This is a genomic window from Acinetobacter sp. CY73 (assembly GCF_059515865.1).
The window spans coordinates 1-17,942 of sequence record NZ_JCAKMZ010000003.1; the positions used below are offsets into that span (position 1 = coordinate 1).

Sequence of the window (17,942 nt, forward strand, 5' to 3'; positions counted from 1 at the left end):
TATATTGCCCAACTAATTTCTGGTTTAATTCAGTCGGTTCAAGCATATAAATACATTTGTCATAGGTCAGGGTTAGATTCTTGGTGACCTTACGCGGTTCCTGCCAGGTAAAAATATCATCCAGTTCAAGATCAGATTCGGTTAAGGGCCGATGTAAATTCTTTGAGTTTCTCGCACATTTGGCGAACCTCTGATTGAAATGCTCAATAAAGCAGGGTAGCCATGCATTGGCTTCAGCAATCGAACCGATGCCTTCTAGGCGCATCTCCTTGATCAAACGGTCCTGAAGGGTTCTATTCGCTCGTTCTACGCGGCCTTTGGCCTGTGGTGAGTTGGCGAAGATAATATCAATGTTTAACTCGTTCAGAATCCGCCCAAATTGCGTGATCTTGCTGTCTTGGCTCGATTTCTGATTGACTCGGAATACCGAGTGTTTATCGCTATAAAAGGCCAAGGGCTTCCCATATTGCTCAATGTAGGCTCGGGTTGAAAGCATGTAATCAAAGGTCGTTTCCGCTTCACAAAAGCGCAGATGCAACAGCTTTCCAGTGGCATCATCGATATAAACCAGCAAGCAGCATTTGGCGGCTCGGCCTTCAAACCAGTCATGATATGAGCCATCAATCTGAATCAGCTCACCCAAGCAATCCCGGTTATAGCGTGGCTGATATGGGCGTTTTAGACGTTTGGATCGCGGAATCCAGAGCTCATTTGCAGTCATCCAGCGCCGAAGCGTTTCTACAGGGATATTCAGGTCAAACATGCTGCTGAGCTTCTCATGCGCCAAGGTGGGTCCAAATCCGAGCAGATGTTCAGAAATAATGGAAAGGCACTTTGATTTTAATAACTCATCATGGCGATGATGACCCGGGTGACCACGACTGGCATGCGCCAGACCTGAAACACCGTCTTGATGGAGCTTCTGCAATAACCGGGTAATTTGACGAGTGGAAAGATTCAGGATTTCAGCAGCACGGACTTGGGTAATACGATGATCTCGAACCTCTTGCAGAACTGCAAGACGTTGAATTTCTTTATCAGACATAGTGATCAGCATCTATATTTTATATCCAGTCCATGATGATAAAAACCATCATAAACTAGACATTTTTATTGGTGAGAATATAGACAATTTAAATGGGTTCTAACACGAGAATTTCGCGTAACGCCCATTATGTTAAATCGAACTGGTTAATCGCAATATGTTTATTCCATTCGATCTGAAAATCATGTACCAATTTATCTAATTTTGTAGCCTTCAAATTATTAATTAATAATTGTTGTGCTTCAATGAATGCCTAATCCAAAACTTGGTTTACGACGAATTCAATCAAACAATCATGTTGAGCGCTTTAATGCCACATTAAGAAATCGCTTGGAAATCTTGACACGAAATACTTTAAGCTTTTTCAAGAATTTGCATCTATTTTTTATTGAAATATAATTAGGATATAAAAGATAGCTGGTAGCACTTCATATTTGACCACCAACTTTTAATTTATTAAAGAATACGCTAACTTATTATTCTAATAAATTTTTGAAAATTATAGGGGTTAATTGTTTCTATAGTTTGAGGAGTAAGCTTCTGGTGTGAAATCCACTGTTGCTCGTCCATTTGTTGAAAATGTTTAGAAGAAATGGTGTATAAATAACCTAACTTATTCCATTTAACTGTAGTTTTATAAAGATAAACATAAAATTTATTTTGCTCTTGTCTAATCTCAAATTTTGCATTGTCTGAGTGCCCAACATATGTGATTGCAAATAGTGAAGCTATGCTTTTTTCAGCAGAGGCATAAATACCGAATAAGTTATCTTCAGATTGAAATCCTACAGCTTGTTTTGGTTCTAGAACTTTTAATAAAAACCTAGAACCATGATATAGAAATTGTGGTTTCATTCTATTTAACCCGAATCGCGGATAAGGATTTTTCTTTAAAATCATAAGCTCAATGTAATTTTATGATTAGTTTTTAGTGTTATCAGACCAAAGAATAGACTTTTTTATGCTCAAAATGATGGATAAGTCTCAAGATTAATAATCTCATTTCTTTAAGCAGGATTCGGGTTATTTATTCTTTTTTAAGTTAATTAATCCTAACTCATAATGTGGCCATTTTTGTTTAGTTTTAATGTTATTTAATCCGAATCACAGATAAGAAACTAACTTGAAAAATAAGAGGATTAAAGCTATCAGTTAAATTACCATACCTAACTCATAGCTCTAGATCCATGTTTAGGACATTATTTTGCTTAATTAAGGCTAATACAAACAATATTTATGGATTGATTCAACAACTCTATCGGTCTGTAAAAATCAGCAGATTCAACGCCATAAATCCCTAACCAAAATTGTATCTCGTTGTAAAAGTTTGATGGGGTGGTTTTATGGCTGTAAGTTACATAGTGCGATGAATCAATGTGGTGAAATAGCTTGTTCAGCCTTTCATTTTTATTCTCTCAATAGTTTTTCTAAAATTAAAATAATACACCTTATGCGAAATGATATTTTTTATTTTATATAAATCATAGTTTTATCATATATCAAAAAGCCCAGATCTACCGATCTAGGCTTTTTTTGATTTTCAACATTACACGACTGATATCTAAGTACTGGTTCACGATTTTAACTAGACTCATTAAACAATAATTCTGTGATTAGTCCACTGCTTCATTTGTCACTCTTAAAACTTCCTCAAGCGTACTTTTACCTGCAAGCACCTTTCTCAAACCATCATCACGAATCGATGTACTTTGATTTCGAGCATAGGTTTCCAACTCATACTCAGCCGCATTGCCATGAATCAAACGGCGCATTTGATCGTCTACAGGCACAATTTCATAAATCGCAGTACGACCACTAAAACCTGTATGCGAACAATGCTCACAGCCTTTTGGACTTGGAAGCTTCAATTCTTCAGTTAACTCTAAATTTTTAAATAGCTCTTTTTCAAAGGCATCTGCTTCATGCCATGTATGGCAATGTGGGCATAGCGTTCGAACCAAGCGCTGTGCAATGACTCCGATCAAGGAGCTTGCCAACAAGAATGGCTCAATCCCCATATCTTTTAGACGAGTCACAGCACCAATCGCAGTATTGGTATGCAGTGTAGAAAGAACCAAGTGACCTGTGAGTGATGCTTGGACTGCAATTTCAGCCGTCTCCAAATCACGGATTTCCCCCACCATCACTACATCAGGATCCTGACGAAGCATGGCTTTTAAAGCACGTGCAAAAGTCATATCCACTTTATTATTAACCTGCGTCTGCCCAATACCTTCTAATTGATACTCAATCGGATCTTCAGCAGTCAGAATATTTTTAGAGCCATCATTTAAGTCAGACAAAGCAGCATAAAGCGTGGTGGTTTTACCTGAACCCGTAGGTCCCGTCACCAAAATAATGCCATGCGGTCGATGCACCAAATGGGTCAGACGTTCATAGTCATCTTTCATTAGACCCAAATGGGTCATATTTAAACGCCCCGCTTGTTTATCCAGTAAACGCATCACCACACGTTCACCATGTGAAGAAGGCAATGTCGATACACGCACATCGACTTCACGACCTGCAAGTCTTAAAGAAATACGGCCATCTTGAGGTACACGCTTCTCCGCAATATCCAGTTTTGCCATGACTTTAATACGTGACACAAGGAGGGGCGCAAGCTCACGACGAGGTTGCACAATTTCACGCAGTTGACCATCTACACGTAACCGCACTGAAAGTTTCTTTTCGAATGCTTCAATATGAATATCAGAAGCTCCCACACGGATTGCCTCAGACAATAAGGCATTGATCAAACGAACGATGGGTGCATCATCCTCTTGATCCATGAGATCTTCAGTTTCAGGCACTTGATCGGCAAGACTGAGCAAATCGGGATGATCTTCAAGTCCCGCAGCCACTTGCTGTGACTCGCCTGTCTCACCTGCATAACTTGAAGTCAACAATTGATTAAAATCTTGGTCAGAATTAAGCTGATGATGGGCAACTCGACCTACGAAACGTCGTGCTTCTTGAATCGCAGTTAAAGTCGTATCTTGACGGCGAACAATAAAAACTTGATCACCCTCATAACGTAACAAAACGCCATGCTTTTTTGCAAAACTATACGGAATTTGTAGTTGTTTAAGTACTTGCATTACAACTTATGATGATGATTTAGGTTAATTTGAGTGTACTCTAAGCACATCTTAGCGTGAACCAGTTTTTTGAAAGAATTTAAATAAAGGATGAGTGACTTTGTTTCAAAATGATCAATTCGAATCTGAAGTTACAGATTTTAAGTGGTGGGGCGAACAACAATTTGAACTGAATCAATCCAAGGCATGGAAATTCGGTTCTTTGTTGGTGAGAGTGACGCGCAGTTTACAAGAATGGCGCTTGGAATATTTTCGTCCTCAAGTTCAATACGACTATGAACAAACTTGGCACCGTATAGAGGATGTGAATTTTGCATTTCCACAGCCGGTTCATGTCGAACGCTATATGTTTCGAGAAACCAGTCCAAGTTTTCAACTGATTCCCAGACTAGCTGATCGCTCAGTGGTGATTCGCCCTGTAGATCCGATTTATATTCCTGCTGGACAACGCGGTACACTCTATATCAGTACACCACTGTGGATTTCAGGTTTTGCACAAGGTCAAAAAAATCCTTTATTTGATATTCCTGTCATTCAACCCAAAGATACTTGGTTTGGTCCAGATCATCGTAGTGGTGACATGTGTTATGCCACCTCTGTCGATGGACGTACCGAGTTGAAACAACTTCGCCCTCGTGCGTTTCGTGCGGTGACGCCGATTGATTTCCATAATGTCAGTAACCATCAGCTTCGTTTCGACCGTATGAATGTTCCAGTGCCTGCCCTTCCACTATTTTTTAGTGAAAGTACTACTCGACTATGGACATCACAAATTAAGGTTATCCATGAAGGAATGGACCGTCCAGCGCGTATTCGAATTGAAAATAAAACGCCTCCTTTGGCTGGAGAAGTGACTTATATCAATCAAGCGCGAGCACCGGGTGGTGTTTTATTTAATATGTTTGATTCATTCTTCTAAGGAGGCAACATGGCAGATAGTCTTACTAAAACCATTGCAGACAGCCTCAAAAGTATATTTACCAATATCAATACCGATCGCCTGACTGAAATTATCATTGCGATCGTCCTGTGTTTTATTGGTTTTTTGTTTGCTCGCGTGGTATCAAACACTTTCATCCGTACCATCGGTGCGAAGTTTAATGCCCATCAGCGCTTAGTCTGGCGTCGGGGTATTTTCTACTTTATTTTTCTCATTTTCGTGATGGCAAGCTTAAAAGAAGCCGGATTTAAACTCAGCGTCTTTCTCGGTGCTGCGGGTATTTTAACGGTTGCCTTAGGTTTTGCCTCGCAAACGTCTGCAACCAACTTAATCAGCGGTTTGTTCCTCATCGGTGAAGGCTCATTTGAGATTGGCGATACCATTCAAATTACTTTGATTCGTGGACATACCATTGAAGGTGAAGTGATTTCGATTGATTTATTGTCTGTGAAGCTTTTGACACAGGACAATGTCTATGTTCGATTGCCGAATGAACAGCTGATTCGAGCCCCTGTACACAACTTATCGAAGTTTCCTATACGGCGAATTCCGATTACGCTTGCAATCAACTTTCATGAAGACATCATTAAAGTACGTGAAGTTCTACTCAAAGTTGCGGCATCTTATCCATTGGTTCTTGCCGATCCGAAACCCGCAGTAACAGTAACTGCTTTTCGTGAATCCTCTATCGAATTGTTATTCGCAATTTGGTGTCAACAAGAGAACTTTTTAAAAGTTCGTGATGAAATGCAAGAACGTATTCGAAATGGTTTTGTGGAAAACCAAATCGAGATTCCTGTACCTAAAATGGGCTTTGTGGATCGTCCATCTCAGCAACTGTTGCAAGACGAGGAAATTGATCAATATGCCAATCAAAAAGAAATCGACCGTGAGCCGAAATTAAAATAAAGACCAATAAAAAGTACATCCAGTCTCTTCGTGATTAAGGAACTGGATGTACTCAATTAAATACTTTAAGTTCTTATCAACTCTTAATCCAAATGCTTTGGATGCTCTCATTCTTTGTCTTTATGACATCATCACATTAAACTAATTCGCTTCATGTTTGATGACTTGCTCACTTTCTGGAATCGGTGCGATATAAGCAATCATCAACATCACCAAGCCTGCCCCTAAGAATGATATGACTCGTGTTAGTGTTCCGATATGTGACAAATCAAACAGCACCAACTTCAAGGTCACAATAAATAAAATACTTCCACCTAAAATCCACACGGAACGGATTTTTTTTCGACTGGCTAGGCTCATGGTGATAAATGCGAGACTGACCCAAAGCAAAGTCAAACTCAGTTGTATCAGTGCATTTCCCCAAATGGTTAAATCGTTATAAGGCGTATCGAAATAGACATGCAATGCTCTTAACAGAATATAACTAATCAGCCACAGCACACTTAAAACCATCAATATCGCGACAATGCCTTGATCAAGACCTGATTTAAACTGAAGGGATAGCATCCACAAGAATCCAGCAAGCATAGCTAAGCTCACCACATCAAAAGGATTGATTACGACGAATAAATAGCCTTGAAATGCCTGCTGTGAGAAAAGTTGTGAACCAATAATCCAAATCATCATCAGCAATAAACTACTGCGCGTTTGCCAAAATATTTGCCAGTCTGAATCCGTCTTTTTGAAATAGCACCAAATACAAAATACCAATGGCAGAATCACGACACTGATAAAGGGCATGCTTGGAACGATCGTCAAACTTGCCAATGCGAAAGATGACAATACCCCTAGGCTGACCCACTCTTGTTCAGCCTTTAACCCCAACATAGATCCTAGCCCCGGCATGGGTCTTAACCATAGCCAAGCCATCATCAACCCGGCAAATGCGAAGCCTAGTTGATTGAATGTCGTTGTCCAAAGCACCACACCCTCTTGGCTATAACGAATCAGAATGCCAAATGCGAAGATAAACAACACCATCAGACCGAAGCATTTCGGTAGTCGCCAAGACCATGCGGCTTTCGCATTGAATAAACCTTCATTGATCAGCATGAAAATCGTTGTTCCAATGAGCAGGCTCATCACCCATTGATTCGAACTGTTGAGATAATCCATACATAAGATGAGCAGCATTGTTGTTGCAGCAATACTGATCAGACTAAAGAATGCTGTGGTCGCCATTGAAAGTTGGCTTTGAAAACTCGCTTTGACATTGGCAATGTACAGAACTGCAAAATAACAAAGCGTTAGAACCCCAAACATCAGTCGCGGAAATTCAGGCAATTCCACCCAATAATACAAACTGGTCAACCCTGCAACCATCAGCAAACCCATTGCAAGATAACGGCTAATCGAGGAATTACGATATAAAGCGAAGATAAAAATGAGTAAGCCTTCGATAGACCAACCAATGACACTCCATTCTTGTTTTAATAAAATCGGAGGAATCAATGCCAAGAAAATCAGCATCAAACTAAAATAACTTTGTGCAATCATACTGACGACATGACTGCGCTTTGCCAATAGATAAAGGAATCCATAACTTGTAGCAAAGCCTAAACTCATCCCTGCTTGCGTATAACTTTCCTGAAAGTAGATTAGATAAATAAAGCTAAAACCGACAATCGGTGCACTAAAAATTAAGGCAACATCGAGCACGGGTTTTAATTTAAATTGATCTAAATCCGTCTGAGCAATCAACTGACTAAATCGAAAACCTAACCACACAAAAATCGCAGTATGTATAAGCACTAAAATGGTCATGATCGCTCGGTCATGATCGCTCCCATTTAAAAATGCATAGCCACCTGCAATCAACACTGTCGCTAAAAAGGCAATCTGATTGAGTATTTTCCATGGTCTAAGCGTCGTTAAAATAGCAACCGCTATATTGATCATCACATAGTAGGCAACAAATTCAACCGCAGTTGCATCGCGAACAGGCAAAGTAAACGGTGCTAAATAAGCAATCAACATTGCCATCAACGCCAACTCAATACTTTGTTGTTTTAAACTGAGATACAAAGTCAGCATCATGATGATGGCATAACACAGTGCAGCGACAGTTAAAGTACTGATCACTTGATTATAATACGCAAAAAATAAGGTCAGAAATAATCCAGCTTGCCCCAAACCCTCTAAAGCTAACGAGAAACTACGATTCTTATTGTGTAGCACATACCCAATTGCGGTGACCGTAGCACTCATCAGGCCGACGATTCCTAGCTTCAATGCCAAGCTCAATTGCCAATGTTCAGTTGCAAACCGAAGTAAAAGAATGACACCAATCACCAGTACCAATATTGCAACTTTTAAGACTGGATTACCTTTAAAAATCCACTGACTCATTTGTTCAGTGAAACTGAGTTGCTCATGCTTGGTTAAAGAGTTGTTAAGATTCGATGCTGGATAAGGCAATTGGTGTGCATCTAAAGGGATATTAGAAGTTGGTTCTTGGGCTTTAGTTTGTTGCTGTTGGAGAGCCATTGACTGACGATAATGAATGACTTCTAAATTGGTTTCTAAACGCCTTAACCATCTTAAAAAGAAAAAAATCCACAGTGTCGCGCCAAGGGCGACCATCCAACTTAAATGAATAAATCCACCCACCAAAGCAATTATGGATGAAATATATAAGGGCACTTTAGAGGTATAAGCGACTTGATCATCATGTTGTTGTGCGATCACCTCTATGGGTTTCTGAATGGCATCCACGTACTGAATCACACTCATCACGAAAGCAATTAGACAGATATACGTTAAAGTTGGTACGGCTAAAAACCATGCCCCGACGGCACAAATGATCAGGACCATCAACCAAATCATTCTGACTTCGCTTTGCGCTTTAAACATATTATTTGTTTCTCTTTCCATGAACCGCGATCATACAACAGCTTATTTCTTTATATGCTTCAATTCATCAGATATTCGGTAAGTCCATGATTCATCTTGATACAACTTTGGGAACTAAAATCACGTACAATACCCCAGTTATTTGGATTAGGAACGTTTCGATGCCACCATTTGTCTTGGTCGATGGGTCATATTTTTTATTTCGTGCATACCATGCATTACCACCGCTAACCACTTCAACAGGGTTACAGACCAACGCGATTCGTGGTGCAATTTCTGCGATCCAAAAACTGATGCGTCGTGTCCAACCAACTCACATGGCGGTTATTTTTGACACACCAGAACCCACTTTTCGTCATGAGCTTTCACCGATTTATAAAGGTGATCGTCCAAGCATGCCAGATGAGCTGTCACAGCAAATTCCTTACTTGCACAATTTAATTCGTGCATTGGGTATTCCTTTACACGTGCTCCCAGGCGCCGAAGCCGACGATATTATTGGAACCTTAGCAAAACGTGCGGAAAAAGAAGGTTATCAAGTCTTGATCTCGACAGGAGATAAAGACATGGCACAGTTAGTGACTGACAAAGTGACTTTAGAAGACAGCTTTAAAGACAAACCAATGGATGTGAACGGCGTCTTTGAAAAATTCGGCGTCTGGCCAAACCAGATTATCGACTATCTTACCCTGATGGGTGATGCCTCTGATGGCATTATGGGGGTTCCAGGTGTCGGTGCAAAAACTGCTGCTAAACTGCTAAACGAATATGGTTCAATTGGCGGTATTTTAGAAAATGTCGACAAGATCAAAGGTAAAGTCGGTCAAAACATTAAAGACAGTGTTGAAGGCATTACCCTCGATCATCAATTGGCAAGTATTGTGTGTGACCTAGATTTAAATCTAACGTATGAAGATTTAAAACTGGCTGATCCAAATGTTGAGGAATTACGCCGTTTATATACTGAATTGGAGTTCCGTAATCAACTTCAGTCTTTAGACCACCCTAATAATCCAAATAATTCGACCTACAAGCAAACTTCTAAAAGTATTGAAAAGTCTGTCCCTGCAGTACCTATAACAGCACCTGAAGATCAAGCCACCTTAAGCAGTGTAGATGATCAATTAGGAAAAGCGACTTACCACACGATACTGAGCCAATCCGATTGGGAAACATTCTTCAAACGCTTAAGCACAGCAACACGTTTTGCATTTGATACTGAGACCACCAGTCTAGATTATCGGATTGCTGAAATGGTCGGATTTTCGGTTGCATTTGATGGCAATGATGCTTATTACGTACCACTCGCACACGATTACGAAGGTGCGCCTGAACAGCTCAATCGCGATTCGATTATCGCGCAGATCAAACCGATTTTAGAAAATCCTCAAGTTGAAAAAATTGGACATCATTTAAAGTACGATGCTCATATTTTAGAAAATCACGGCATTCATTTGCAGGGTTGGTATTTCGATACCATGTTGGCGTCTTATGTCCTGAATGCGGTTGCGACGCGTCATGGCATGGATGATGTGGCACGTGTTTACTTGAGTCATTTGACTACAACTTACGAGCAGGTTGCAGGTAAAGGTGCAAAACAAAAAACCTTTAATCAGATCGAGATTGAAACTGCTGCACACTACGCCGCTGAAGATGCGCATGTGACCTATCGCCTCTATGAAGTGCTGGATCGTAAGCTCAAAGAAACGCCACCATTAAGTGACATTTTACATAAGATCGAAGTCCCAACAGCATCGGTACTGACCTCTATGGAGGAAAATGGCATTGAGCTTGATTTACAGTTCCTAGATCAATTGGGTTGTGAGTTTGCAGATACCATTCAAAACTTAGAAAACCAAATTATTGAGATAGCGGGTCAACCGTTTAATGTCAGCTCACCCAAACAAGTCGGTGAAATTCTATTTGATAAATTAGGGTTAAAAGGGGGCAAAAAAACAGCTACAGGTCAGTACAGCACCAGTGAAAGTATTTTAGAAAAAATTGATCACCCGATTGCAGAACTGATTTTGGAATATCGTGGGCTGACCAAACTTAAAAGTACTTACACAGATGGTTTGTTAAAACAGGCCAATGATGGAACCAAACGCGTTCATACCAGCTACCATCAAGCTTTGACAGCAACGGGTCGCCTCTCATCTACCGATCCAAATCTACAAAACATTCCTATACGTGAAGAAATTGGTCGTCAAATTCGTAAAGCCTTTGTCGCACCTGAAGGTCGCGTATTACTAGCAGCCGATTATTCGCAAATCGAGCTACGTTTAATGGCACATTTCTCTCAAGATGATGCTTTGGTAGATGCTTTCAATAACGGACAAGATGTACATCGTCGCACTGCTGCGGAAGTATTGAATGTTGCACTGGAAGATGTGACCCATGATCAACGTCGTCAAGCCAAAGCGGTTAACTTTGGATTGCTCTACGGTATGTCTGAATTTGGCTTGATTCGTCAACTCGGTTTTACTCGTGAAGAATCACAAAATTACATTAAGCAGTATTTCCATCGCTACCCTGGCATCTATGAGTACATGCAACGTACTCGCCAAGTCGCTTTAGAACAAGGTTATGTGGAAACCATCACTGGACGCCGTTTATATACACCCGATATTGATGCACGTAATATGATGATTCGTAAAGCAGCTGAACGTGCTGCGATTAATGCACCACTTCAAGGCTCTGCGGCTGAAATCATTAAACTCGCGATGATTGAAGTTGATAAAATTCTGCCAAAAAATCAAGCAAAGCTGTTACTGCAAGTACACGATGAATTGGTGTTTGAGGTAGATGAAAGCATCGCAGATGAATTGGCAGTGAAAATTGCTGAAGCTATGCAAAATGTGGTGAAAATCTCAGTGCCTTTACTGGTTGAAGTGGGTCAAGGTAAAAACTGGGATGAAGCACATTAATCTTCCTTTTAGATTCCCTCTCCTTCTAAGAGATGAGAAGCACCGCTTCGCAAGGGAGAGCTCATAAAACTCTTGCTAATAAAAAAGGACTCTACTGAGTCCTTTTTTATTGCTTATCAAATTTTATCCGATTGATTTCAACATCATTTCAGCAATATACAGTGTAAAAAATGCCAAGATTGGAGAAAGATCGATCATCCCCATATTCGGCATAATTTTACGGAATGGTGCAAGCATTGGCTCAGCAAGTTCTTGTAAAACTTCAATGTATGGAGAACGAGATTGGGTAAACATCACGATCCAACTACAAATGATGTAACCGAATAACATGTATTTCAAAATACTCACTAACGAGAGCAACATCGACAACATGGTCGAAACAACAAAATAAAGCGTTGTTCCAGTCGGTTGAGCATTGAGATATTTAAAACCAAATACTTTTAAGAAATACAGTAAAATGACCAATACCAATGCAGCAAGATTGACACGTCCACCTGCAACAGTCGGTAAAATACGACCAAATACATCGACGATTTTTGTCGCTTTAGTGGTCGATTGAACCACTGGATTATATGGATTCACACCCGCCAATTGCATTAAGAAGCGAAAGAAAACCAATAAAATTGCAACATTAATGATAATGTCAAAAAATAGCGCAGAACTCGCACCCATACTTCAACTTTCCTAATAAAATTGGTTATTTAGCACTATCGCTTAAATCTTGAGCCAACTCTTGACTACGTTTTTGTGCAGCAGCCAAAGCTGTTTGAATATTTTGTGATATTTGCGCACGATCAAAAACTTCAAGCGCAGCTTGCGTCGTACCATTTGGCGAAGTCACATTTTTACGTAACTCAGCAGGTGTATTTGAACTGGTGATGGCCATTTGTGCAGCACCCAACGCTGTTTGTAAAGTCAAAGCAGTCGCCGTTTTTTCATCCAAGCCCATATTTTTGCCTGCGCGAATCATACTTTCCATCATATAGAAAAAGTATGCTGGACCTGAACCTGATACTGCTGTTACTGCATCAATTTGATCTTCACTTTTTACCCAAAGCGTCAAACCTGTTGCAGCCAATACCTGACTTGCCAATTCACGCTTAGCATCATCAACTACAGGATAAGCAAATAAGCCATGCGCGCCAGTTTGTACCAGAGCAGGCGTATTCGGCATGACACGAACCACCATTTCAGAACCCGTGAATTTAGAAAGGGTTTCAATTTCAGCACCAGCAACGATTGAAACGATCAATTTATCGTTGAATAAACCATTCAATGGTTTCAAAACATCTGCTAAAACTTGAGGCTTAACAGCAAGAACAACGATGTCTGCATCACGAATTGCATCGATATTATTGTCAGTCACATGAATATCTTTAGCTTGTAATAATTCACGCACATGTTCAACTGGATCAGACACAGTCACACGTGTAGCAGGTAAACCACGACTCAATAGACCGCCAATTAAGGCTTGAGCCATATTCCCACCACCAATGAAACAAATATTACAATTTAAAGCAGCACTCATGAATTACACTCGACCTAAAATCTTTTTATAACGAAGAGATTAACTTTGGTTGCCATCCGCCCACTTCACAATATTCGGATTGCGCCAACCAAAACCCTTTTGGCGTAAAAACACCAAGCATAACATTATCTATGCTTAATATTTGAATTGTATGACGAGTCCAAGGAAAAATTTGCGCTTCTTGAATGGCTTTTTTCAATGGCCATGCACCAACCCGACCATAGAGATGAATTTTTTCTCCACCCTGTCGTAACTTTAACTCTAGCTTTTGATTTAACAATGCAAAATTCAAACCTATTTCGGCAGTTTCAATGTAAAAATGACCACTTGCAGTTTGGATCGCTTGATTTAAGAAGCATTGAATCTTTTGATCAACTTTTAAAGCCTGTTGATCTGCCAAATATATTGCTTTGTCTAATCGATATAAAACCTGCTGGAAACGAACATAATAAAATTCATTCCAATGCAAAGCGGATTGAGCATCTTTTTTCGACTCAATCACTTCTTCCACTAAACGTTGAACCATTTCAAATGCAGGCCGATAAGTTGACTCCCCTCGCATCCATGAAGACAATAACTGACGTTGGCGTGCTTTGGAGAGCTGATTTAAAGCTTCTATTTTGAGATGTTGACTATCTCCACACTTTACTAAATCTTGTTCTAATACTTCATTTAGAATTTCATCAGCATCCTGCATCAGATAACTCGTTCGACTGACAGCTTGCTGCATTTTAGGAAAACGACTTTGCAAAATATGCCAAAGTTCTTGCCTACACCATGCACGGTCATAGTGAGTATCAAAATTGGTCGGATCATCAACATAGGGGATCTGGCTTTGCGCTACCCATTGGCAAATTTGCTCACGAGATAGATCAAGTATAGGACGCCAAATAGACAAATGATTGCGTTGATCTACGTGCTTCATCGCACTCAAGCCTTGCACTCCAGCGCCTGAAAGTAAACGCAGTAATACGGTTTCAGCTTGGTCTTGTTGATGATGCGCAAGTACTAAAACTTCATGCGATTGAATATGTTGCTGGTAAGCTTTATACCGAGATGTTCTGGCTTGATTTTCAACATTTCCCTCAGCGACAGTCACTTTTTGAATGATGTAAGGGATATCAAGCGCTTTACATTGCTCAGCTATAAATTTAGCCCACTCATCACTGATCGCTTGAAGCTGATGATTGACGTATATCGCTCTTATTTTTTTAGGAAATATTTCAGACATCAGATATAACAGCAGCATGGAATCCATGCCGCCGCTACATCCAATCAGGAAGGTGGTATCTTCACTAAATTGTGAACTTTGTTTTAAGAAGCGAGCCCTAAATTGTCGCTGCCAAACTTCATTAAACGTTGGTAACGTGCTTCGCATCGTTGGTTTGCATCCATTGGAAGAAGTTCATCAAGTGTTGCTTGTAATACATCTTTCAATTTTTCCATGACGTCATACGGATGTAAATGTGCACCTTCACCTTCATCAACCACATGTTCCACGATTCCCATCGCTTTTAACTTATCCGCAGTTAAAGCCAGTGCTTCACTTGCTTGTTCAGCCTTTTCAGCTGTTTTCCAGAGGATGGAAGCGCAACCTTCTGGAGAAATCACAGAATAGATACTGTGAGAGAGCATGATCACACGGTCAGCCACACCAATACCTAAGGCACCACCAGAACCCCCCTCACCCAACACAGTTGCAATGACAGGCACTTTTAAACTAGACAGTTGCGCTAAGCTTGTTGCAATCGCTTCAGCCTGACCACGTTCTTCCGCACCCACACCTGGATATGCACCCATCGTGTCAATGAACGTGAACACAGGTAGATTGAAACGTTCAGCCATATCCAATAAACGTTGTGATTTACGATAACCTTCAGGATTACTCATCCCAAAGTTATGTTGAAGTTTTTCACGAGTACTACGACCGCGATGCTGACCAACCACCATCACAGCTTGACCATTAAACCGTGCTAAACCACCAACCATTGCACCGTCATCACCATAGAGACGGTCACCATGCAAGGCATCAAATTCAGTAAAAATTTCACCGACATAGTCCAAAAATTGTGGACGTTCTGGATGACGTGCAATTTGAACCGTTTTCCATGCTTTAGACTGAGCAGCTTTATTTTTCATAAGTCGATGAATATCCCTAAATTAGCTTGATCAGCTAACCAATAAAATTCTGTTTTAGAGATGCGATTAGGCATCAATAAATTTTTCCGACTGAATATTTAAAACAATATCCCAGTTTTTAAATTGCACTTGCTCATCATGCAAGTCTGCAACCAACAAGGGCCACTGTTTCGAATCTCCGGAAACACTAAGTTGCCATTGTTGCTCATTCTCAATGGTCAATTCAATGGCAGGAAGCATCTCATCACTGCGACTATGATTCAGTAAAATTGCGAGACGAAGTAATAAACTTAAATGTACAAGCTTAATTCCACCGACTTTTTGCACATCCATTTTGGCTTCAGCGCGTAATTTACGACGGTGATGAGCGACCAAATGTGACAAAAAGTTCTGATCAATTTGAGAGAAACCGGGAATATCCGAGTGCTGTAGTAAGTAAGCACCATGACGATGATAACCCGAATGACTGATTGCCAATCCAATCTCATGTAAATAAGCAGCACGACGCAATAAATCACTGTCATCGCTATTCATTTTTAAAGCTTCAGCAACACGATCAAACAACTTCTGTGCAGTTTCGACCACACGCTCAGCCTGTTTTGGATCTGCTCCATAGCGACCCATCAAAGCATGCACACTGCGATCACGCACATCTTCGTGCTGGAAACGACCCAATAGGTCATACATTACGCCTTCACGTAACGCACCATCTGAATACACCAATTTATCAATATTCAGCAACTCAAATACGGCATAAAGAATGGCAATCCCCGCAGGCAAAACAGCACGACGGTCTTCTTTTAGACCATCAAATTCTATTTCTGCAACATGCTTATATTTAAGCAATCTATCTTTTAATTTTTCCAAACCTTCGCGTGTCAGATTTTCCTGATCATCACTCCAGCCCATATTAACTGCAATTTGACGACATGCCTTAATCGTTCCACTCGATCCAACAACCGTATCCCAACCAGCAGCTTTATAAGTATTGACCAAGCCTGACATTTCTTTACGCGCAGCAGTGAGTGCTTTATCAAATGCTTTTGGGCTAATTTCACCATCTGCAAAAAATGCTTTTGTAAACGCAACACAACCCATTTGAACAGATTCGGTATGGATCGGCTCAAATTCTTCACCAATGATTAATTCAGTTGAACCACCACCAATATCAACCACCAAACGACGACCTGAATTTGCCATCGTATGTGAAACGCCTAAATAAATGAGACGAGCTTCTTCACGCCCTGCAATAATTTCAATCGGCTTAGGTAAAATTTCAGCAGCTCTTTGAATAAATTCGTGACCATTCTTCGCCTGACGTAAAGCATTGGTTGCGACAATACGTAAACGATTACTTTGTACTGAGCTTAAACGTCCAACAAAACGTGCCAAACACGCCAGCCCACGTTGCTGTGCAGCTTCGGTTAAATTTTTATTTTCATCTAGCCCAGCAGCCAGTTGAACCTTTTCTGACATTGAAGCAACTTTCTTCACTTCACCATGATCAACACGTGCAATCGCCAAATGGAAGCTGTTCGACCCCATATCAATGGCAGCAAGTAATTCTTCATCAATCAAAAAATCTGACATTATTTTCGACAAGTTCAACCGGAATTGTTGCTTAGATTAATTCACGCGCTCATTTTTTTAAAGCCATTTATGATGACAAATCATGCAAATTGATTATTTTCACTATTCTGATCATGTTTAGAGCTCCGATTGTAAATATCGTGAGCTTCAATTGGACAATTGCACAATTTAGGATAAAAATGGATGCATTCCCCTACTTTGTTAAAGTGGTCTATGTAATACTTATATTCATAGATAGATCATCTTTAAAATATTTGGAGCAGATTCCATGTCAGCTAACATCGTAAATACAACTGATGCTAACTTTGAAGCAGATGTTTTAAACTCAGATACACCCGTACTTGTCGATTTTTGGGCAGGTTGGTGCGCGCCTTGTAAAGCGATTGCACCTGTGCTTGAAGTCCTTTCTAACGAATACGAAGGTAAAGTTAAAATCGTTAAAGTTGATGTGACTGCTTGCGAACAAACAGCTGTAAACTATAACATTCGCAACATTCCTGCACTATTAATGTTCAAAAATGGCGAAGTTGTGGCGACTCAAGTCGGTGCTGCACCAAAATCTAAATTAACTGCTTTCATCGAAGACAATATCTAAGCATTGATTAGATTTTAAATATTAAAGCGCTATAAATTTATAGCGCTTTTTTTCAAGCTTAAATTGACAAAAGTACCGCTCTGACTTATATTGCTAAATCAAGAAACCCTTGGGCAATTTATCCTCGTTTCTTACAAAGACACAAAACATAAGATCGCCGCTCGGCTCAAGAAATTGTTTATACATTTCTCCTCGAAAGAACTAACTAGATTTAGAGTTTGTTATTGTGCAAGTTCAATTGCGATTCTTTTCTTG

At 40.2% G+C, this 17,942-nt stretch carries 13 protein-coding genes and 1 pseudogene; 5 read left to right on the forward strand and 9 right to left on the reverse strand.

Annotated elements, in window-relative coordinates; translation table 11 throughout:
* Positions 1 to 1,057, reverse strand: a 1,057-nt coding sequence (locus tag AC5YD2_RS02585; RefSeq protein ID WP_496124815.1) for an ISNCY family transposase, incomplete at its 3' end; no start/stop codon positions are given.
* A gap of 456 nt (positions 1,058 to 1,513) precedes the next feature.
* Positions 1,514 to 1,900: a hypothetical protein gene (locus tag AC5YD2_RS02590; RefSeq protein WP_496124816.1), complete on the reverse strand. Its 387-nt coding sequence runs from the start codon at positions 1,898 to 1,900 to the stop codon at positions 1,514 to 1,516.
* A 373-nt stretch (positions 1,901 to 2,273) separates the two neighbouring features.
* On the opposite strand from AC5YD2_RS02590, the pseudogene AC5YD2_RS02595 reads away from it, so the two are divergent.
* Positions 2,274 to 2,444: pseudogene (locus tag AC5YD2_RS02595) on the forward strand (transposase); the annotation flags it as partial.
* 214 nt (positions 2,445 to 2,658) lie between these two features.
* Here the strand turns inward: AC5YD2_RS02595 and gspE are convergent.
* Positions 2,659 to 4,146, reverse strand: a complete 1,488-nt coding sequence (gspE, locus tag AC5YD2_RS02600; protein WP_496124817.1) for a type II secretion system ATPase GspE — start codon at positions 4,144 to 4,146, stop codon at positions 2,659 to 2,661.
* 100 nt (positions 4,147 to 4,246) lie between these two features.
* Here gspE and AC5YD2_RS02605 point away from each other — a divergent pair, with 100 nt between their 5' ends.
* Together AC5YD2_RS02605 and AC5YD2_RS02610 are read left to right on the forward strand one after the other, a co-directional pair.
* A complete protein-coding gene (locus AC5YD2_RS02605; RefSeq protein ID WP_496124818.1) occupies positions 4,247 to 5,065 on the forward strand; it encodes a DUF432 domain-containing protein in 819 nt (272 codons plus the stop codon).
* Positions 5,066 to 5,074: 9 nt separating this feature from the next.
* Positions 5,075 to 5,995, forward strand: coding sequence for a mechanosensitive ion channel family protein (locus AC5YD2_RS02610; RefSeq protein ID WP_496124819.1), 921 nt, complete (start codon positions 5,075 to 5,077; stop codon positions 5,993 to 5,995).
* Positions 5,996 to 6,136: 141 nt separating this feature from the next.
* On the opposite strand, the gene AC5YD2_RS02615 is transcribed toward AC5YD2_RS02610, so the two are convergent.
* Entirely contained in the window at positions 6,137 to 8,908 is a 2,772-nt protein-coding gene (locus AC5YD2_RS02615) for a DUF2339 domain-containing protein (RefSeq protein WP_496124945.1), read from the reverse strand.
* Between the two features lie 161 nt (positions 8,909 to 9,069).
* On the opposite strand from AC5YD2_RS02615, the gene polA reads away from it, so the two are divergent.
* Positions 9,070 to 11,835, forward strand: a complete 2,766-nt coding sequence (gene polA / locus AC5YD2_RS02620; protein WP_496124820.1) for a DNA polymerase I — start codon at positions 9,070 to 9,072, stop codon at positions 11,833 to 11,835.
* Positions 11,836 to 11,958: 123 nt separating this feature from the next.
* On the opposite strand, the gene AC5YD2_RS02625 is transcribed toward polA, so the two are convergent.
* The 5 genes from AC5YD2_RS02625 to ppx form a co-directional block, all read right to left on the reverse strand.
* Complete coding sequence (locus AC5YD2_RS02625) at positions 11,959 to 12,507, reverse strand: YggT family protein (RefSeq protein ID WP_496124821.1); 549 nt, start codon at positions 12,505 to 12,507, stop codon at positions 11,959 to 11,961.
* Positions 12,508 to 12,532: 25 nt separating this feature from the next.
* Positions 12,533 to 13,363 carry a pyrroline-5-carboxylate reductase gene (gene proC / locus AC5YD2_RS02630; RefSeq protein ID WP_496124822.1) on the reverse strand — a complete coding sequence of 277 codons (831 nt, stop codon included), beginning with the start codon at positions 13,361 to 13,363 and terminating at the stop codon, positions 12,533 to 12,535.
* A gap of 25 nt (positions 13,364 to 13,388) precedes the next feature.
* Positions 13,389 to 14,741 carry a tRNA lysidine(34) synthetase TilS gene (tilS, locus tag AC5YD2_RS02635; protein ID WP_496124823.1) on the reverse strand — a complete coding sequence of 451 codons (1,353 nt, stop codon included), beginning with the start codon at positions 14,739 to 14,741 and terminating at the stop codon, positions 13,389 to 13,391.
* Entirely contained in the window at positions 14,678 to 15,502 is an 825-nt protein-coding gene (locus AC5YD2_RS02640) for an acetyl-CoA carboxylase carboxyltransferase subunit alpha (protein ID WP_496124824.1), read from the reverse strand. Before AC5YD2_RS02640 ends, tilS begins: the two co-directional genes overlap by 64 nt.
* 66 nt (positions 15,503 to 15,568) lie before the next feature.
* A complete protein-coding gene (gene ppx / locus AC5YD2_RS02645; RefSeq protein ID WP_496124825.1) occupies positions 15,569 to 17,092 on the reverse strand; it encodes an exopolyphosphatase in 1,524 nt (507 codons plus the stop codon).
* 268 nt (positions 17,093 to 17,360) lie between these two features.
* On the opposite strand from ppx, the gene trxA reads away from it, so the two are divergent.
* A complete protein-coding gene (gene trxA, locus AC5YD2_RS02650; RefSeq protein WP_496124826.1) occupies positions 17,361 to 17,687 on the forward strand; it encodes a thioredoxin in 327 nt (108 codons plus the stop codon).
* Positions 17,688 to 17,942 lie beyond the last annotated feature (255 nt).

Excerpts from the sequence above, each read along its gene's own strand:
- AC5YD2_RS02590 (WP_496124816.1), bottom strand. The coding sequence starts at position 1,900 with ATGAAACCACAATTTCTATATCATGGTTCTAGGTTTTTATTAAAAGTT.
- gspE (WP_496124817.1), bottom strand. The coding sequence starts at position 4,146 with ATGCAAGTACTTAAACAACTACAAATTCCGTATAGTTTTGCAAAAAAG.
- AC5YD2_RS02610 (WP_496124819.1), top strand. The coding sequence starts at position 5,075 with ATGGCAGATAGTCTTACTAAAACCATTGCAGACAGCCTCAAAAGTATA.
- AC5YD2_RS02615 (WP_496124945.1), bottom strand. The coding sequence starts at position 8,908 with ATGTTTAAAGCGCAAAGCGAAGTCAGAATGATTTGGTTGATGGTCCTG.
- polA (WP_496124820.1), top strand. The coding sequence starts at position 9,070 with ATGCCACCATTTGTCTTGGTCGATGGGTCATATTTTTTATTTCGTGCA.
- AC5YD2_RS02625 (WP_496124821.1), bottom strand. The coding sequence starts at position 12,507 with ATGGGTGCGAGTTCTGCGCTATTTTTTGACATTATCATTAATGTTGCA.
- proC (WP_496124822.1), bottom strand. The coding sequence starts at position 13,363 with ATGAGTGCTGCTTTAAATTGTAATATTTGTTTCATTGGTGGTGGGAAT.
- tilS (WP_496124823.1), bottom strand. The coding sequence starts at position 14,741 with ATGCGAAGCACGTTACCAACGTTTAATGAAGTTTGGCAGCGACAATTT.
- AC5YD2_RS02640 (WP_496124824.1), bottom strand. The coding sequence starts at position 15,502 with ATGAAAAATAAAGCTGCTCAGTCTAAAGCATGGAAAACGGTTCAAATT.
- ppx (WP_496124825.1), bottom strand. The coding sequence starts at position 17,092 with ATGTCAGATTTTTTGATTGATGAAGAATTACTTGCTGCCATTGATATG.
- trxA (WP_496124826.1), top strand. The coding sequence starts at position 17,361 with ATGTCAGCTAACATCGTAAATACAACTGATGCTAACTTTGAAGCAGAT.